General features: G+C 40.5%; 17 protein-coding genes. 5 read left to right on the top strand and 12 right to left on the bottom strand.

The features are described from left to right. The first annotated feature begins 5 nt into the window (after nucleotides 1-5). The 3 genes from AQPE_RS04790 (at nucleotide 6) to AQPE_RS04780 (ending at nucleotide 3,106) form a co-directional block, all read left to right on the top strand. A complete protein-coding gene (locus AQPE_RS04790; protein WP_318349910.1) occupies nucleotides 6-1,151 on the top strand; it encodes an aldose epimerase family protein in 1,146 nt (381 codons plus the stop codon). Nucleotides 1,152-1,465: 314 nt separating this feature from the next. Beyond that, a complete protein-coding gene (locus AQPE_RS04785; RefSeq protein WP_318349909.1) occupies nucleotides 1,466-2,134 on the top strand; it encodes a cytochrome b/b6 domain-containing protein in 669 nt (222 codons plus the stop codon). A gap of 54 nt (nucleotides 2,135-2,188) precedes the next feature. After that, entirely contained in the window at nucleotides 2,189-3,106 is a 918-nt protein-coding gene (locus AQPE_RS04780) for an alpha/beta hydrolase (RefSeq protein ID WP_318349908.1), read from the top strand. 227 nt (nucleotides 3,107-3,333) lie between these two features. On the opposite strand, the gene AQPE_RS04775 is transcribed toward AQPE_RS04780, so the two are convergent. The 8 genes from AQPE_RS04775 to AQPE_RS04740 all read right to left on the bottom strand — a co-directional run bounded on the left by AQPE_RS04775 (nucleotide 3,334) and on the right by AQPE_RS04740 (nucleotide 8,047). Beyond that, nucleotides 3,334-3,717 carry a diacylglycerol kinase family protein gene (locus AQPE_RS04775; RefSeq protein WP_318349907.1) on the bottom strand — a complete coding sequence of 128 codons (384 nt, stop codon included), beginning with the start codon at nucleotides 3,715-3,717 and terminating at the stop codon, nucleotides 3,334-3,336. Then, nucleotides 3,710-4,312, bottom strand: a complete 603-nt coding sequence (locus AQPE_RS04770) for a phosphatase PAP2 family protein (RefSeq protein ID WP_318349906.1) — start codon at nucleotides 4,310-4,312, stop codon at nucleotides 3,710-3,712. The genes AQPE_RS04775 and AQPE_RS04770 overlap by 8 nt, the downstream gene beginning before the upstream one ends. Before the next feature lie 90 nt (nucleotides 4,313-4,402). Next, on the bottom strand, nucleotides 4,403-5,290 hold the full coding sequence (locus AQPE_RS04765; RefSeq protein ID WP_318349905.1) for an ABC transporter ATP-binding protein: 888 nt from the start codon (nucleotides 5,288-5,290) through the stop codon (nucleotides 4,403-4,405). Further along, nucleotides 5,275-5,955: a molybdate ABC transporter permease subunit gene (gene modB / locus AQPE_RS04760; RefSeq protein ID WP_318349904.1), complete on the bottom strand. Its 681-nt coding sequence runs from the start codon at nucleotides 5,953-5,955 to the stop codon at nucleotides 5,275-5,277. The genes AQPE_RS04765 and modB overlap by 16 nt, the downstream gene beginning before the upstream one ends. Nucleotides 5,956-6,001: 46 nt before the next feature. Continuing rightward, nucleotides 6,002-6,406, bottom strand: a complete 405-nt coding sequence (locus AQPE_RS04755; RefSeq protein ID WP_318349903.1) for a TOBE domain-containing protein — start codon at nucleotides 6,404-6,406, stop codon at nucleotides 6,002-6,004. Nucleotides 6,407-6,502: 96 nt separating this feature from the next. Beyond that, nucleotides 6,503-7,237, bottom strand: coding sequence for a molybdate ABC transporter substrate-binding protein (modA, locus tag AQPE_RS04750; RefSeq protein ID WP_318349902.1), 735 nt, complete (start codon nucleotides 7,235-7,237; stop codon nucleotides 6,503-6,505). A gap of 232 nt (nucleotides 7,238-7,469) precedes the next feature. Then, a complete protein-coding gene (locus AQPE_RS04745; protein ID WP_318349901.1) occupies nucleotides 7,470-7,802 on the bottom strand; it encodes a winged helix-turn-helix domain-containing protein in 333 nt (110 codons plus the stop codon). Between the two features lie 2 nt (nucleotides 7,803-7,804). After that, entirely contained in the window at nucleotides 7,805-8,047 is a 243-nt protein-coding gene (locus tag AQPE_RS04740; RefSeq protein ID WP_318349900.1) for a TOBE domain-containing protein, read from the bottom strand. Nucleotides 8,048-8,267: 220 nt separating this feature from the next. Here AQPE_RS04740 and AQPE_RS04735 point away from each other — a divergent pair, with 220 nt between their 5' ends. Further along, on the top strand, nucleotides 8,268-8,996 hold the full coding sequence (locus tag AQPE_RS04735; protein WP_318349899.1) for a YdcF family protein: 729 nt from the start codon (nucleotides 8,268-8,270) through the stop codon (nucleotides 8,994-8,996). A gap of 4 nt (nucleotides 8,997-9,000) precedes the next feature. On the opposite strand, the gene AQPE_RS04730 is transcribed toward AQPE_RS04735, so the two are convergent. Further along, nucleotides 9,001-11,151 carry a carbohydrate binding family 9 domain-containing protein gene (locus AQPE_RS04730; RefSeq protein ID WP_318349898.1) on the bottom strand — a complete coding sequence of 717 codons (2,151 nt, stop codon included), beginning with the start codon at nucleotides 11,149-11,151 and terminating at the stop codon, nucleotides 9,001-9,003. 149 nt (nucleotides 11,152-11,300) lie between these two features. Between AQPE_RS04730 and omp85 the strand changes: the two genes are divergently transcribed. After that, nucleotides 11,301-12,638 carry an Omp85 family outer membrane protein gene (gene omp85, locus AQPE_RS04725; RefSeq protein WP_318349897.1) on the top strand — a complete coding sequence of 446 codons (1,338 nt, stop codon included), beginning with the start codon at nucleotides 11,301-11,303 and terminating at the stop codon, nucleotides 12,636-12,638. Nucleotides 12,639-12,641: 3 nt separating this feature from the next. Here the strand turns inward: omp85 and AQPE_RS04720 are convergent, their stop codons facing one another. From AQPE_RS04720 to AQPE_RS04710, 3 genes are all read right to left on the bottom strand, one after another. Then, nucleotides 12,642-14,249, bottom strand: a complete 1,608-nt coding sequence (locus AQPE_RS04720; RefSeq protein WP_318349896.1) for a RagB/SusD family nutrient uptake outer membrane protein — start codon at nucleotides 14,247-14,249, stop codon at nucleotides 12,642-12,644. Between the two features lie 12 nt (nucleotides 14,250-14,261). Further along, nucleotides 14,262-17,588 (bottom strand): TonB-dependent receptor, encoded by a 3,327-nt coding sequence (locus AQPE_RS04715; RefSeq protein WP_318349895.1) that lies wholly within the window; start codon nucleotides 17,586-17,588, stop codon nucleotides 14,262-14,264. Nucleotides 17,589-17,781: 193 nt separating this feature from the next. Continuing rightward, nucleotides 17,782-18,792 (bottom strand): FecR family protein, encoded by a 1,011-nt coding sequence (locus tag AQPE_RS04710; RefSeq protein WP_318349894.1) that lies wholly within the window; start codon nucleotides 18,790-18,792, stop codon nucleotides 17,782-17,784. Nucleotides 18,793-18,823 lie beyond the last annotated feature (31 nt).

Genomic DNA, 18,823 nt, shown 5'->3' with positions numbered 1-18,823 from the left:
ATTGTATGAAGAAATTAATCGGATCATTGGTTATTGCCGGAATAATTGTTTCGTGTTCGGCTCCCAAAAAAGAGTTTACGCCTATTTATTCGAAGGCTGATTTTGAAAAGGAAGTAAATGGCAAAAAGACCACTTTATTTACGTTGAAAAATGAAGGTGGAATTATGGTAACCCTTACCAATTACGGGGCAAAAATTGTTTCGATATTTACTCCCGATAAGAATGGGGCAATGGAAGACGTTGTGCTGGGTTATAAATCCATTGACGAATATGTTGCCGGTGATGCCGGACAGGGTGCCGTTGTTGGCCCATATGCCAACCGTATTGCAAACGGTCAGTTCGAAATCGATGGTCAGGTTTATCAGTTACCGGTAAACAACCACAAAGCCTGTTTACATTCAGGTCCTGAAAGTTTTTATCGTCAGGTTTACGATGCCAAAGAAATTCAAACCGCTGATGGTCCTGCTGTTGAAATGACTTTGCAGAGCCCGGATGGACAGTGGGGTTTCCCTGGGAATAAAAATGTAAAAGTGACTTACACGTTGACCAAAGACAATGGTTTGAAGATTGATTACGAAGCTACTACCGATAAATCTTGTTTTTTCAATTTAACCAACCACGTTTATTTTAACCTGAAAGGTGAAGGAATGGGCGATATTCTGGATCACGTATTGGTTGTTGATGCTAATTCATCGACTGCTGTTGGTGATTCTACCTTAATCCCAACAGGCGAAATTGTTGATATTAGGGGAACTGCTATGGATTTCACGACTCCTCATACTGTTGGCGAACGCATCAACGATCCGATGCCTCAATTGAAAATGGGTGGAGGTTACGACCATAACTACATCCTGAATAAAGATCAGAATGGCGACGAAATGACTTTCTGTGCCAGTATTCTGGAACCAGTTTCTGGCCGCTTTTTAGAATGTTTCACTACCGAACCAGCCGTTCAGCTTTACACCGGGAATTTTTTGACCGGAAATATCATCGGAAAACGTGGAAATGCTTACAATTATCGCAATGGAATGTGCCTGGAAACTCAACATTATCCAGATTCCCCACATCACGCCAATTTCCCAAATACCTTGCTGAAGCCGGGTGAAACCTTAAAATCGACCACGATTTACAAGTTTTCGGTAAAGAAATAAATGACGAAAAAAATCAGGAAAAAGGGTCATTAGTCATTAGAAAAAACGGTTTCCCTCTTTCCTGATGACTATTGATCTTTTTCTGTTCGTTAAAGGAGAATCCCGGTTGTGATGAGCAACCGGGATTCTTTGTTTTTAAACCTTTGGGTTGGGGCTTAGTCTATGGTTTTGAAAAGCGATTCAGTTTATACGGTATTTTTATCTTTTATTTTAGCACTTTCCTGAATAAGATGATTCATTTATTTAAATTTAGGTTTTTAAAACATCTGATTCGTTTTTGTTGTTTCTCCTGAAAATAATTAAAAACTCAAACTATGGCTCACAATGACATTTCCTCCAATTCTGAAACTTCAATTTTTATTCAATCACATTCAGCGGCATTAAGAATCTGGCATTGGTTAACCTTTTTGTTTATAATGGGTTCAATTGTTACGGTGTTGTTTAATTCAACTTTGCTGTCGCCCCGCGATAATGTCAAATTGGTTCAGGAACAACTTTCAAAGAAAGGAGTCACAGTTACCGATGAGCAAGCTTTTGCTGTTTCGCACGAATACGAAGATAAAATGTGGGATGTACATAAACTGATCGGTTACGGATTGGCTTTTTTGTTTCTGGCTCGAATTGCAATTGAATTTACGCAACCTGAAGAAGAAAAAATTAGCAGCAAACTGCGTAAAGCGTCCGCGATGATCAAACAAAATGATAAAAATGTAAAGGAATACAAGCATTACTATATGGTGCGACGTAGTTATATGGCTTTTTTTCTCTTGCTTTTCTGTATGGTTCTCACCGGGCTGGGCATGGCTTTTGGCCGTGATCTGGGTTTTCCCCGGGAAGTATTTCGTAGCTTGAAAAACATTCACGCTTTCATCCAATATTTAATGTATGCGTTTGTTGTCATTCATTTGGCCGGTGTAATTATTGCCGAGAATGGTAAAATAAAAGGTATTGTTTCAGGAATGATTAATGGGAATCGTTCCTGATACACTTTAAATCCAGGCATTCCAAATCATATTTCATTGTTTAAAAATCGCTTCATGCAAAATAGGGCTTCATTTCTGATATTTGGTATTTTTTTTTCAATATCTGTATTGGCTCAAAACCCAATTACGGATACAATTCAACGGAATTGGCTGGATGTTCCTTATGCAAAAGCATCCAGAGCCCAAAAGTTGGACATCTATTTGCCGAATGATGGAAACGGACCTTTCCCGGTCATCGTTTCGATACACGGTGGTGCCTTTAAGGAAGGTGATAAAGCAGATAATCAGCTAATTCCCATGTTGGAAGGCTTGAAGAGAGGATATGCTGTTGTTTCAGTAAACTACCGGTTAAGTCCGGAAGCCATATTTCCGGCCCAGATTTATGATGTAAAAGCTGCTGTTCGTTGGATTAAAGCAAATGCCAGACATTATAAACTAAATCCTGAAAAAATTGCTGCGTGGGGTGGTTCGGCCGGAGGTCACCTTGCTGCTTTGCTCGGAACATCTGGTGGGGTTCAGGAGTTGGAAGATTTAACAATGGGAAATCCAGCAAAATCAAGCCGCATTCAGGCGGTTGTCGATTGGTTTGGCCCGACTGATTTTCTGAAAATGGATGAACAACTGAAGGAAAGTAAGGTGAAAGATCCTCAGGTACATTCGATACCTGCGTCTCCTGAGTCGGAATTGATTGGAAAGAATCTGGAGGACGCTCCGGATCTTGTTCGAAAAGTCAATCCTGAAACCTATATTACTGTTTATGATCCCCCGTTTTTTATTCAACATGGTAAACTCGATCATTTGGTTCCCTATCAGCAATCTGCAAATCTGGCGTCAAAGCTCGAATCTGTTATTGGGGAAGAGAAAGTTACTTTCGAATTGCTTGAAAATGATGATCATGGCGGCCCCGGTTTTACTACCGAGGAAAACATTAACAAGGTGTTTGCATTTCTGGATAAATACCTGAAGAAGTAGAAGTTGAGACAAGCATTGCCTAAATTTTGCCTGGGGTCTAAAGTCTATATTTGTGTGAAAATCAGTTGTTAATGAAGATTTCAGGAGATGACCAAAGCTAGTGTTGTGTTAGCTTGGCTTTGTCAAGTCCAGATCACCCCGAATTTATTTTGAGGTCTCATTCTAATTAGAGATGCCGAAACAGGCCTTTGACGTGAGCTCAGTCGAATGTTCGGCATGACAGTCCGTCAAAAGTTCGTTAACAAAACAAGTTTGGGCAAGAATATAATCAATCCGCAAATTAAGGCTGCTATAGCGCAAACCAAAACAGCGCCCGCCGAAATATCTTTGGCAATCCGGGCGGTTTCGTGATACTCCGGGAATAAATGATCGACGAGTTTTTCGATTACTGTATTGAAAGCTTCGGCGGCCCAAACAAGCGCAATGGCAATTGCAATAATGCACCATTCGGCATTCGTTATCCGAAGGATGAACCCGCCCAATACTGCAAAGATTGTAGCAGTTAAATGAATCCGGGCATTGGGCTCCGACTTAACTAACTCGTACAAGCCGGTAAATGCAAAACCAAAGCTTTTTATGCGTTTTTTGAATCCGTTTTTTTCACTATTCATGTTTCCTTGCATACGATTTATTGATCCATTTATTCAATTTGTAGGTGAGGTAAGCGCTGCCGGCTCCTGTTATCATTCCACCCAAAACATCGCCCGGATAATGCACTCCAAGCTGCATTCGGGAGTAACCAACAGTTCCGGCCCACACATAAGATGGAACAATGACATACCATTTCGGGAAGGCTAAGCTTAACGACGTTGCTGTTGCAAAAGCGCTTGAAGTATGGCCGGAAGGAAAAGAAGGACTCTTTTCATTTACCTTATTTCGGATGTCGGGATAAGTTAAAAATGGGCGGTCGCGGTTGATGGTGTATTTTAACGTATAGGTTGCCCCTAGGTTAATCGCATTGGCAACAACTATTTGGCAAGCACTGTTAATCCATTTTTCGTCATGCTTAATAAGACCAACAATTCCAACGGTAATAGGGATTCCCAATACCATACCATTGTTCGAACTGGAGACGAACTTCATGAACTGGTCACTTTTTAAATCGTGCGGAGAATAAACCGATCGCAGGATTCTGATGTCGATATTCTGTGCAAATACCGACGTTGAAATAAGTAAAAATAATAAGGTCAGAATTCTGTCTCTCATCTTCAGTAATTTAATCGCAGGTTTTGGCAGTAAATTATGCACAAAATTAGCATAATTTTTAATCGCTGTTGAAGCCCAAAATTACAAGATTTACCTTAATTTACTGATTATTGGATTGAATGCCTTGGAGAATACCATCACACGATCGCCGATTTTCAGGTTTTCGAGGTCACTTTCAAAGGCTATAACTTTAATGATCTGGTTATTTCCGGAGATAACTGTCACAACATTAATGGTATCCTGCTTTTCAATTCGAGCTATTTGACCAGTTATCTGCACTTTCCCACTGATACTGCTGTCCGAAAAAACTTCTTCAGGGTTTCCGGTGCGGGTAATCGAGCCGTTTTCAATGCAAAGCACCTGAGTGGCCAATCGAAAAACTTCGTTTAAATCGTGACTCACCATAATTGTAGTTACACCTAATAATTGGTGTGCCTGCGCAATTTCATCCTGAAGCGCAATTCGCATTTCCGCGTCCAAAGCCGAGAGCGGCTCGTCGAGCAATAATAATTGTGGTTTTCTGACCAGCGCCCGAGCTAAGGCTACCCGTTGCTTCTGTCCGCCTGATAACCCGGTCGGTTTTCTTTTCCTGAATTCAGTTAAACCAAATAAGGCCAGCAATTCATTCACCTTCGACTGATCTTTTTCAGGTTGGGCAAACTGAATGTTTTGTTCCACGGTCATGTTCGGGAACAAGGCGTAATCCTGAAACATCAGGCTGATATTCCGAAGTTGCGGAGGAATGTTTATCTTCTTTTCCGAATCGAACCAAACGGTTGAGCCAAATTTAATCAGCCCTTTATCCGGAGTTACCAAACCTGCCAGAATTCGCAGTAGTGTGGTTTTTCCTGCTCCTGACTCGCCAAACAAGGCAACCAACTCACCTGCCGGAATCGTTGTGTGAATGGATAGATTCATCGGACCATTGGCGGTCAACATCCGCTTTTCAATATCAATAAAAATTACACTATTTTCCATGTATCGTATTTTTTATTGACACTGTAAATGGTTGTTAGCAGGATTAGCGAAATCAGGAATAAAATTAAGGCATAACGGTTGGCCGCCTCGAAATTGAGCGACTGAACTTCGTCGTAAATGGCGATGGAAGCCACCCGCGTTTCGCCCGGCATATTGCCGCCAACCATCAGAACAACGCCGAATTCGCCAATGCTATGGGCAAAAGTCAAAGCTACCGCAGTAATTATTGATGGTTTGATATTGGGCAGCAAAACCTTGAAAAATGTGCGCACTTTTGATTTTCCGAGGGTGTACGATGCTTCACGCAAGCTGTCGGGCAACGAGCGTAAACCGTTCTGCAACGGCTGAATCATGAATGGCAAGCTGAAAATGACCGATGCAATGAGAACGCCTTCGAACGAAAAGGCCAGCCGAACATTGAAAATCTGCCCCAGCCATTCGCCAAACCAATTGCGCGGACTGTAAATGACCAGCATGTAATAGCCAATTACCGAAGGCGGAAGAACCATGGGCATACTCACCAGCGCCTCGATCAACGGTTTTATTTTGATTCGCGTATAGGCAAGCCATCCTGAAAAAGGCAAGCCAATGATGATCAAAATAACTGTCGTCGAAACTGCCAGTTTTAAGGTGATCCAAAGCGTTTGTGCAAATTGAGCATCCATCTATGAGTTATGAATTATAAATTATAAGTTCACTGACCACTGAGAATTATTGCTTTTTCATTAACGAAACCTCGTTGGCTTTTACCAGCGCTTCCACTTCATCGCCAATGGCCAATTGGAGCGAATCAACAGCACGGGTAGTGATGGCTGAGGTAACGATATATTCCTGAAATTTCAGGCTGATTTTGCTCAGCAACTCGCCCTGTTCTATGCGCTGAACTGTGCATTTCATCCGGTTTCGCATGCTAATTATTCCTGAAAGATTCTTCGCCAACGTAACTTCGGTTTCTTTAAACACAAGGTCAATGGTATTGCCAGTCTGCAGCCATTCCGGATGCGTCGCCGATTCGATGAGCAAAGCCGAAAAACCATGCCCATCCACATCAACGTCAACCAGAAGAATTGCTCCCGATTGCTGTACTTTGGTTATCTTTCCCGGTAATTTGTTCATTTCAAGGCAAAAGTTAAAAGGTGAAAGGCAAAAGGATAAAAAAGGGAAGTCAAAAATTTCTGGTTTGCTACTTTTGACTTTTACCTTTTGCCTTGTTTATGGCACAATATAGCCGTATTTTTCAAAAATTGGTTTGCATTGGTCGCTCAAAACAAATTTCATGAATTTTGCTGCCTCGGGATTCGTCTTCCAACTTTTTACCAGCACCATCGCCTGCTCAACGGGCTTATACGATTTTGGATCGATAACATACACAGAGCCTTTCATCTCAGGAGTTAACGTTAACGACATGGCCAGAAAGCCGATCTCGGCATTCCCGGTTTGGGCAAACTGCGCGGTTTGCGAAATGTTATCGGCATAAATAATTTTTTCTTTTACTTTTTCGTACAAGCCTGATGACTTTAATACTTTGATGGCACGGTCGCCATAGGGAGCCAATTCGGGCTTGGCAATAGCAATGCGTTTTACGGATGGATTAGTCAGCATTTCCAAGCCTTTCGATACATCAAGGGTATTGCTCCACAGCACGAGTTTTCCCATCGCATAAGTTTTTATTTCGCCCGAAGCTGCTCCCTGATCTCTCAATTTTACCGGGAATGAATTGTCGGCAGCCATAAAAATGTCGAATTCGGCGCCATTCAAAATTTGTTGAAGCAATGCACCCGACGAACCAAAGTTTGGGGCAATCGTGACTTTCGGATTTACACTTCTGTAGCTCGATTTAATTTCGTCGAAAACAAACCGGAGATTAGCTGCGGCAGCAACTTTTACAGTTTGGGCCTGGGTTGCCAGGGCAACAAATAGGGCTATAATTGTTAATATTCTTTTCATATTCGTGCTTTAAAATTAATGGATTATTTGTTTTCAGCAACAGCCGGGGTTTTTATATAACTTGGGTTTGATGGTCAGCATAACGTAGGCGTATTGCGGAAATTTGGTATCGATGGTTGTGGTTTTGTATTTGAGCATTTAAACGGAGTATGAATGTAGAAAATGGGTTGATACCTTATTCCATAATCCTGATTTCGATATAAACAAATTTAGATAACGATGTTTAAAAAAATCAAAGGTTGATTTCGACGTTGATCTGATCGACTACTTTTTTGATTTCAGCCTGTATTATGAGGTATTCCTGAAGCATTCGTTCTCCATAGCCCGAAATGACAGTACCACCGCCATTGGATCCACCGCGTTGCTTTTGAACCAATGGCGACGGAGCTATCCGGTTCATTTCATCAATCATGGTCCAGACGTGCTGATAGGAGATATTCATTTCTTTTGCAGCTCCGCTTAAACTGCCACTCTTTTTAATCTCTTGTAGTAATTGGGTTTTCAATGGATTTAAAAACATAACACCGTCTTTTTTAATTGAAATATGACATTCAACTTCGATCATGATTAATGGCATTTGCAGTTATCGCTGTTGCAATCGCACGGAGTTCCGATGATCACTTCGGTTGATTTGATGATTGCGAAGGCAGTATCACCTGGTTTTAGGTCTAAATCTGCAATTGCGTCTTTCGAAATAATGGCTGAAATAATGTTTCCATTCCCTAAATCGAGTACTACTTTCGAAGTAATTAGACCTTCGTCAACTTTCAGGACTTTACCTTTCAATTGATTTCTTGCGCTTAGTTTCATATTCTTTAATTTACTAACGAATAATTTTAGTGCAAATTACCATTAAATACATAATGTGGTTTAAAATGTATCAAATAGATTATAAATCTTTACAAAAGATTCATATTGAAAGTTTTTGTTTGTAAAATTTAGCAATGTGAATAGTGTGTTCAGGAGACCGTTTTACGGGCAAACAATCCTGAAATTTTTTCTATCTTTCGATTTTACAGAACAATCGCTAATGGCTGAAAAGAATATTCATCATCGGTTCCTGTTTTTGTTTCGCAGTTTATTTGTTGGGTTGGGAGTGTTGTTTTTACTTGCTTTGATTATTAGTTTCACAACATTGCCTTTCTGGGGGTATTACTGGTTGGGTACCAGCAAGTCGAAGATAACCGAAAAGCCTGATTTTATTGTGTTGCTTAGCGGAGGTGGAATGCCTAGTGAATCGAACCTGATGCGTGCATTTTTTGTGTTTAAGGCTGCTCAAGAATCTCCGGATAGTCGTATTGTGATTGCATGTCCGGGTGATACCTCAGATATAAGAAGCACTGCCCGATTGATAGCCGCCGAACTCATCAGTAAAGGAATTGACCCTAAGCGAATTCTTTATGAGCAAACCGGAACCAATACTCGCATGGAAGCTCTTTGTATGCAAAAGCTCAATGGCGAACAGATGACATCTAAAGCGATTTTACTGGTCACCTCTCCGGAGCACATGCGACGTGCCGTATTGGTTTTCAAAAAAGTGGGATTCATTAGGATCAACGCACTTCCCGCCTTCGAAAATGCGCTCGAGGCTGACCTATTTTTTAAGGATGATGAATTGGGAGGCAATAAAACACTGATCCCTAATGTTGGAAGCCATACTTCTGTACGGTACCAATTCTGGAACCACCTGAAATACGAAATTTTGATTGCCCGCGAAATGACGGCATTGGGTTATTACAAATTGCGGGGCTGGATATGAAAGGTTAAAACCTGATGTTGTATTTCAGTTTCAGGCGCAAAGCGCTATCGTTCATTATCCACTGACTGCCAGGTTGCGACCAACCCGATGTCCATGCCAGAATAATTTCGTTGCCGGGCTTCAGTATCCATTGAAACCGCGATTGCCAACCCATTTTTTCGGAAGCGTTGTCGTACTGAAAATAATTGTAAAGTGTTACGGTTGGGCTAACCAAAATATTCAGGTTCATTTGATAGATACGAGCAGTGAAGTCTCCTTCAGGCAAAAAAACATGACTTTGTGTATAATTGCCGCCTACATACAGGGGCACAGCTACTTTGTAATTAATTGTTAGTTTCATGTCGTGCCGCCGTCCGTTGTAAAAATTGCCCGTGCTAAAATTAGCAATTCCGGCCAGGTTTCTTCCGCCTGCCGATGTGAGTTGAATATTCTGTCTCCAAAAGGTATATTGATTCATAGGGATGCTGAATCCGGGGTAAATCAAAAAGTCTTTGGCCAGAAATTCGTATTGCTGGTTGATTGAATATGAAAATTCTTCGCCCGATTTGAACCGAATTCCGAGCGGCGAAATATTCAATTCGCGTGTAACCATTACATCGCTAAAGTTTGTCAGATAATTAAATCCAACTCCGGATTTAACCTGAAGGATTCCCCATTTATCCGGTCTTGGGCCTAATGAAAAGCTACCGTACGAAGCTTTAATGTTGTTGCGGGGAACAAACCCAATGCCTGCAACAAAATTTTCGCCTACCTCATAATGACCAAGGCTAAAATACAGAAAGTCATTTGGATAAGCAATGTCGGCACCCCACGATGAGTTTTTATCATTTATTCCCGAAGTCCGCGAAAGCATTCCGAACATGGTAAATGCCAAATTTTTATTTTTCTGAAATCTGGAAGTTGCCAGTTTCATATCGAATCCACCAACCATGTTTTCTGCGTTCGAAACCGCATTTCCCCATGTTCCAATCACTCCAACTGACGATTGTCTTCCGAGATTACGACTGATCCGCCCAACCGAAAGGTTTGAGTTTCCATAGTTGCGCTCGTCGCTAACGTACATCATTCCAATATTCCAACTCTTTTGTGTTCCGGTAATTTTAGCGGCATATCTCACCGGGATCATATTGCCGGCATCATCGAGACCTAACCTTCGGGAAAAATATGGCGACACCGAATTTCGGTATGGATTGTTATCGTCGCCTTCAATTCCGAATTTGAAATAGTTTGAGCCATCCAAAAAGAAGTCGCGTTTTTCGGGGAAATACAAACTGAACCGGGTGAGGTTGATTTGCCGGTCATCCACTTCAGTTTCAGCAAAATCGGTATTAATAGAAAGAGATGCCTTTAACTGGGGAGTGACCTGATAAAACATATCCAGTCCGCCATCGAAGTGATATTTATCTTTCTCACCTCTTTTGGTATTCATTCCACCGATTACATAGGGCGAAAGATCGAGTCCGATTCCTTGGGTAATTCCTTCAAGTCCTTCCAATAATCCTGAATCGGAAATCTGGAAACGGTAAGTATTTAGGTTGGCAACCGGCCAGTACGAAGCTTCGAGCTTTCGTTTGATGTTGCGGATGAGTTTCATGCCCCAAACCGTCTTTTTTGGATCGAAGCCTATGGTCTTAAATGGAATGGCTAGTTCGGCTTCCCATCCTTCGCTGTTAATACTCGATTTACCGGTCCAGAGGGCATCCCATTCCTTGTTCATAGACGCGCCGTTTTCGCTGATGAGTGCATCGCCGATGGATCCACGTGGCCCGATCTGAAACCAATAGCCATTTCGGTGATCGAGATAGGTATCCAGAATGATCTGAACACGGTCGTCATTCCCCAAACTTACATCGCGAGCCATTTCTTTGGCGGTTATTTTCTTCGGATCATCGTAACATTTTACAGCAAAATACAGGTAGTTGTTGTCGTAACAAACCGAAACAATGGTTTTTTCGGATACTGCTTGTCCAGGATTGGGTTCGCGCTGAACAAACTGATCGATTTTAAAGGCTTCGTCCCAGACCGCATCATTAATGTGTCCGTCTATATTTGGTGGTGTGCTAACTCGTATCGCTTTTGCAGAAATTTGGGCGAATGAATGGTTCACTGCCAAAAGCAAAAAAAGGAAGGTTGATAAAATATAAGTATTTTTCAATTTTATTGAATTTCAGTTGGTTTAGGTCTAGGGCTAATTACCTTTCGAAGGTGTTGAAAATAGAAAATAAAAACCTGAATTCAAATTTTTAAAGTGAATCGGAGGAACTAACTGAATTTTTCTATCTTCGTTTCAATCAAATCCTTAATATGAAAAAAAATCTCTTATCTACAGTATGCTTTTTTCTCTCGTTGGCGGTATTTGGTCAAACCGAAAAAAAGGATGAGTTAATCAAAAAAAACTGGAATTTCGGTGGTTTGCCCACCATTACGTTTGATACCGATTTGGGTTTTCAGTATGGTGCGTTGGTTAATTTATATGACTATGGAGACGGAACCCGATTCCCCAAATACAATCATTCGCTCTATTTTGAAGTATCGCGATATACAAAAGGCAGTGGAATAAACCGTTTCTATTACGATTCAGATCAATTGATCAAAGGATTGCAAACTTCGGTTGACTTAAGTTATCTTTCCGATCAGGCCTACGATTTCTATGGATTTAATGGTTATGATGCAGTTTATAATGCCGATTGGGTAGATACCGAAGCTTCAGATTATAAAACCCGGATGTTTTACAAATACGATCGAAAATTATTCAGGTTCAAAGTTGATCTTCAGGGAAAACTTGCTGGCAATCATGTTCGTTGGGCTGCGGGTTTTAATCTTCAGAATTTCGCCATTAAAAGTGTAAACTTGGACAAGCTGAACAAAGGGAAAAAGGGAAATGATGTTTTGCCTGCTGTTGATGGTTTATTCGAAAAATATCAACAATGGGGCATTATAAATACAAAAGAAGCCAATGGCGGATTTGTCCCAACAATTAAAGGAGGAATTGTATTTGATAGCCGGGACAACCGTCCAAATCCAATGAAGGGAATCTGGACTGAAGCTGTTCTGGAAGGAGCCCCGACATTTCTAGGCGCAGAAAGCTCCTTTGTGAAACTCAGTTTAATTCATCGACAGTATTTCACGCTTATTCCTAAAAATCTTTCATTTGTTTATAGGTTGGCTTATCAGACAACAGTTGCAGGACATACCCCTTTTTATTACCAGTCGCAGGTCATTACCTCAGTTTTGACTGGTGCTTTATCCGAAGGATTGGGTGGAGGAAAGACTCTTCGTGGTGTTCTCCGCAATAGGGTTGTTGGCGATGGATTTTTGTACGGAAATGCTGAAATGCGCTGGAAAGTGGTTCGCTTTAACTGGATCAACAACAATTTTTATATTGGGTTAAATTCCTTCCTCGATTTTGGTAAGGTAACGAATAAAATTCCAGTTACATTCAGTTTTGCCGGTTCATCGGGGTTCACCAATTCAGATCCTGACTACAACAAAATTGATGCTGAAAAAATGCACACATCTTATGGCGGAGGTCTGAGGATTGTAATGAATGAGAATTTTGTAATCGCTGTTGATTATGGTGTAGCAGCGAATAAGCAGGATGGAACTTCAGGAATGTATATCGGATTAAACTATTTGTTTTAGCTACTAATAACCTGGATTTTGGGTCATTCTTGGATTTAAATCAAGCTCATCCTGAGGGATCGGAAATACTTCGTTGATGTTTTTCCGGAATTGGCTGCCTTTGCCAGTCTTCCATTTTTCAGCAAAATTATGAAAATGGGTTTCAGGGTCGCCCCATCTGATGATGTCGTAAAACCGTTTGTTTTCCATTGCCAGTTCAACACGTCGTTCGTGTCTGATGGCCTGTCGAAGCGTTGATTGATTATTTGTTGTGATGTCTGGCAGCAGGTTTTGGTGGTCGCTATTGGCTGCCCAGTAATCGTAATTCAGGAATTTGTAAACTTCATATTGATTTTTTGAAACCTGGTACTTATTCACATTTTTAAAGGTTGCTTTTTTATCGATGGCGCTGCTTTGACGGGCACGTTTCCGTATTTGATTGAGAGATGAGAGTGCTTCAGGAAGATCGCCATTTTCGCAGGCAGCTTCAGCATGAATCAGCAATACTTCAGCGTACCTGATTATTTTAAGATTAAGCGGAGCGTCCGAATTCTCAAAACCTACCCGTTCCAAAGGGGTTAAAAACACTTTTCGGGAACATAAATGTGACGGACTAAATTGATTAAACTGGATTTCTCCATTAAAATCATCACCATCGAACGTAAATGTGTGCACTAAACGAGGATCGCCGGGTTCAAATTCGGCCAGTAAATCGTAGGTAGGCGCATTAAAACCCCAGCCGCCTGAATTACGGCTTCGGCAAAATACGGGAACAACAGTACCTTCATTTTCATCGCCCCAACCGGTATTGGTTGTCATATGAGGTACTTCCAGCACCGATTCTACTCCAAAATCGGTTTTTCTTAGCTGGAATAAATCCTGAAATTCGGGTTCAAGCTGATATTCACCGGAAAGTATAATATCCTTTGCCTCTTTTTGAGCAAGTGCCCATTTTTTCTGAAAGAGGTAGGCATTTGCCAGAAGTGCTTGCGCTGCTCCTTTTGTAATCCGTCCCAAATCAGCATTTGCATATTTCGATTTCTGAGGAAGATGGTCCCGGGCATAAATTAGATCCTTTTCAATCTGATCCCAGATGGTGGCTTTGGTTGATTTAGAAAGGCGATATTCATCGGCCGTAGGAGTTTTAATACTAAGAGGTACATCACCAAAAATATTGATCAGGTAAAAATAATAATGAGCCCTCATAAATCTGACTTCGCCCAACAAACGCTCTTTAAGCGCTTCATTCATCGTAATATCAGGTAGGTGTGTGATGGCATTATTTGCCTGAAAAATAGCGGTGTAACAAACCTTCCACATTGCGCTGCATGAGAAGTTGTCAGACCGGGTTCTAAAATATTCGAGATCTTTTACGAAAGGCCGGTCATTATCTGATTCACCGCCTTTTTCAGCATCGTCTGAAGCAATATCGCCAAATTCAAATTTCTCCACTTCAAAATCGTACGACTGAAAATAGTTATAAACTGCAGTAACTGCTTCTACTGCATCGTTTTCAGTTTTGTAGAAATTGTCTGCTGTCTGTACTGCCAATTGTGGCCGGTCAATAAAGCTTTGATCACAGGCTGAAAGCAGTATCAGCAAAAACAAAATATGTATCCACTTCTTTTTCATTTTGTCTGTAATCTAAAATTTAATACTCAGTCCGGTTAAAATAGTTCGTGCCTGCGGATATTTTGCAAAATCAATACCTGAATTCAACGGACTTCCGCTTAAATCGGCGAGTTCAGGATCAAGTCCGCTATAACGGGTAAAAGTAAAGAGATTTTGACCTCCAATATAAATTCGGCATTCCGAGATTCCGACTTTCTGACAAAGTCGTTTGTTCAGGTTATAACCGATCTGAAGATTTTTAATTCGCAGGAATGAACCGTCTTCGATGTACCATGATGACGGCCTAAGGTTATTGTTCGCATTGCTGGCCGAGATCTGAAACTGTGTATTTGAAGTTCCTTCACCGTGCCACGCTTTTTCAATCATATTGGCCGGAGAATTGAAATATCCGGTGTTCTGATAAGTATAATATTTAAACACATTGAAAATTTCGCCTCCCTGGCTCCCTTGAAGGAATAAAGAGATGTCGAACCGGTGATATTCGGCAAAAAGGTTTATTCCGTATGTGAAATCGGGATGAGGTGAACCTAAGAATGTACGGTCTTCACCAGTAATACGTCCATCGCCGTTCAGATCTTTGAACTTAAAATCTCCGGGACGGGTTAGAAAATCCTGGTAATAAATATTTTCCGCAGACAGGGCATTGGCAATATCAACCTGGTGCTGATTCTGAAAAACACCTTCAACAATGTAGCCAAAAAATTCGCCAATGGGATGCCCAACCATCGTTTTTGTTGTATAGCCAAGTCTTTGCTCCCCACCCATAATGGGCTCGCCCCCTCCAAGCGATAGAACAGTGTTTTTATAGGATGATACATTTAAGTTTACACTGAAATTTAACTCTTTCCATTTGTTATGATACGTCGAGAAAAATTCGAATCCTTTATTCTCAATCTCGCCTGCATTTGTCCAGGGCGAATCAGGCAATCCGGCTGACATTGGAACGGGTAATTTAAGAAGCATATTTTTGGTCTGCTTTTTATAAAAATCAAGACTTCCGGTAAGCTTACTTTTAAACAGATTAAAATCAATTCCGAGGTTAGTCGACTCGGTTGTTTCCCATGTAAGATTTTTATTTCCCAGGTTTATTGGCGCATAGCCTTGAACGATAGATTGATTGAACAAATATCTTCTTGTATCCCCACCGGCAATTAGAGTTCTGAAAGCATTGTCTGAAATGTTCTGATTTCCAACTTGCCCCCAACCTAAACGTATTTTTAGATCATCAACAATGTCAGAGAGTTTCAAGGCAGAGAAGAATTTTTCATTTGAAATACGCCATCCTCCGGATAGTGATGGGAAATATCCCCATTTTTCACCATTCGCAAATTTTGATGAACCGTCAGCGCGAATGGATGCCGTAAAAAGGTATTCTGAATTAAAAGCATAATTGACACGTCCAAGGTATGAAATAAGACCATAATCGGAAACCTCGCCCGTCACATTTGGATCGCTTGTGGCAGCACTAAGGTAACGAAGGTAATCGCTGTTTGCAGGAATGTTTCTTTTGGAAGCCTGTACAATTTCATATTTTCCACCTTCGGTTGTCATGCCGATCAGCGCTGTAAAATTGTGATTCTTTTTAAAGATTTGTTTGTAAGTCATTGTATTCTCATAAACCCAGTCTGTATTCTTACCGGAATCTTTACTTACTGAGTTGATGTCGTTTTTTGAATCAGAGTCCATCCAGAATGAGGGTAGAAAATTGTCATAGTCTGAATGTCGCAGATCCATTCCGAAAGTTGAATGATAAGACAGGTGTTTGGTTAAATCATAATTGAAAGATAGATTTCCAAAGAACCGGAGTTGGGTCCATGAATTGATGGAACGCCCAATTTGAGCAACCGGATTAAATTTATTACTGTAAACAGATTCATACCAGCGTGAAAATTCTCCGTATTTCACCCGAATCGGATCGTCAACAGGCCGTTCAGCGCCCGATGTTATTGGATCCAATACGATTGCTGTAAAAACAATTCCACCGTCCAAATCATCTTCACTGATGGTTTGTCTTTTGGCATGGCTTAAATTCGTATTGAAGGCTAAGGTGATTTTATCGGAAAGTTTATATTCGTTATTAACCCTGAAAGTCAATCGATCGAATTCTGATCCTTTTATGATTCCATCCTGAGATAGATAGGATAAACTCATCAAATACTTGTTCATATCATTCCCGCCTGAAATGGAGACGTTTTGGTTGTGAACCATGGCTTTTCTGGTGATTAATTTCCACCAGTTGGTTCCGCCACTATAGTTATCCGGATTATTAAACTCTTCGATATATTGATAGGCGCCAACACCTTCACTTTCAATTCCATTTTTTACAGCCAGATTACTAATTGTTGCAAATTGTTTACTGTCGCCCATGTGTGGATTTTTCCATACATCGCTCACTCCAAAGTATGACTCGGCAGTTATTACCGGACTACCAGGCTTTCCTTTTTTGGTATTGATCAGGATAACTCCGTTTGCCCCCCTGTTGCCGTAAATAGCAGTGGCTGAGGCATCTTTTAATATTTCAACATTGTCAATGTCGCTCATGTTTAAAAAGCGAATGTCATCAGTGGGTATGCCATCGATAACGAACAAAGGATTATTGTTATTTACAGTCCCAATTCCACGAATTCTGACCGAAGTTCCTCCACCAGGCGATCCTGATGTTGAAGTTACCAACACGCCAGCAGCTCTTCCTTGCAGCGCCTGATCGAATCCGGTTACAGGCATTTTGCGGGTGCCATCAACCTCAATAGTTGTAATTGCCCCAGTCAGATCTGATTTTCGTTGGTCTCCGTAGCCAACGACTATTACTTCATCAACTCCAATGATCTCGGGTTCGAGCGATACATCAATATGTTGCTTTTTGCCAATAGAAACTTCAAATCTCATCATTCCTACATACGAAAAAACCAAAGAATCATAATTCAATGGAACTTCGATTTTATACTGACCATTTCGGTCAGTTATTGTGCCGGTATAGGTATTTTTTATCATAACGGTAACTCCAGGCATTGTTTCCATGTTTTTGTTGGTAACTGTGCCTTTAACCGTTCGGTACGATTCGTTGTTTATATTTTTAGGAACAACTTCCTTGCCTTGTGACAAAATAATGTGTTGGTCAATAATCTGATAAGTATATGGCGTATTGTTAAATAGCCTTTCGAGCACTTCATTTATTGTAGCATTCCAAATTTGAATTGTTGCTTTTGGTTGAAGATTTATGCTTGATTGTTCGAAGAAGAATCGATATTCGCTTTGTTTCTCAATTTCAAGAATGATTCGCTCAAGAGTTACATCCTTAAAATTAAGTGAAATGTTCTGCTTCTGGGAAAATGCTTTCACAGAAAGTAGAATAATAAAGATAAACAACAGAAACTTTACTCTCATAGACACAGAGGCATCCGAATAAATTTTTACCCTTGTAAATATCAACTTTTTTTTTAGAAATTGATAGATGCCTTAACGGAATTGAATGCCTGATTGTTTAATAACTTAGACAATCAGCAAAAAGCAACTGTTAAATGATCCAATACGGCTATTTTCTACGGATAGTGATCTTATTTCGATCGGTAACATATTCAATTGGTACCGATGTCGACCTTTTGAAAATTTCGAGAATGCTGTAGATATTATCGTCAACTTTAAAATCGCCGGTATAGGTTTTTTCTTTTAAAGCTGGATCTTCAAAAATAATTTCGACGTTGTAGATTCGTTCTATACGCTTGGCAAGGGTTTCAAATCTCTCGTCTTTGAAAACAAATTCACCCTTCATCCAATAGGTATAAAATTTAGTATCAACGCTGGCGATAGCCGCGCGATTATTAAGTTTATCGAAGGTCATGCTTTCTCCGGGGTTAAGCGTACTGATAACTTCCGGGTTTTCGTTAGATTGAACAGTAACTTTTCCGGAGATTAGAGTTGTTTCAATAAATTTATCGTTTGGATAGGCGCTAATGTTAAATTTGGTTCCTAACACTTTAATGCTGATGTCAGAAGTTTTTACAATAAATGGAACTTTGACATTTCGCTGAATTTCAAAGTAGCCTTCTCCAATTAGCTCAACCTGGCGTACTGATTGATTGAAATTTTTAGGATAGGTTAACTTACTGTTGTTGTTCAGCCAAATTTTACTTCCGTCAGGCAAAACGATTTCAGACTTATTCCCTTTGGGAACTGAGATTGTACAAAATTCGTTTTTTGAACTCTCATGAGTAATGTAATAATAAGAAAGAAAGCTAAATGAGATAAAGAAAAAGATAATTGCGGCGTACTTGATAAATTGATTAACCTGAGAAGAGATCCGTTGAACTCTGGATTGTGCTTGAATTCCCTCCGCAAATTTTATCCGGTTAATTAATTTATCGTACGCCGCAATTGCTTGCGAATTGTTTGTTTGATCTTGTTTGTGGTACCAGAGTTCTTTGATTTGAAAATATACTTGTTTGTTTGTGTTCGACGAATTAATCCATTCATTCAGAGCTTTCTCCTCATCTGGAGAAATATTCCCTTCTAAATTCTTTCCGATTATGCTCCAAATGGTATCCATGGCGTTCTGAGATTCATTGTTAAAGACAATA

This window comes from Aquipluma nitroreducens (genome assembly GCF_009689585.1).
GTDB classification, from domain to species: Bacteria; Bacteroidota; Bacteroidia; order Bacteroidales; family Prolixibacteraceae; genus Aquipluma; species Aquipluma nitroreducens.
The sequence above is the reverse complement of the archived record's forward strand: the minus strand, read 5'-3'. Positions and strand labels throughout refer to the sequence as shown.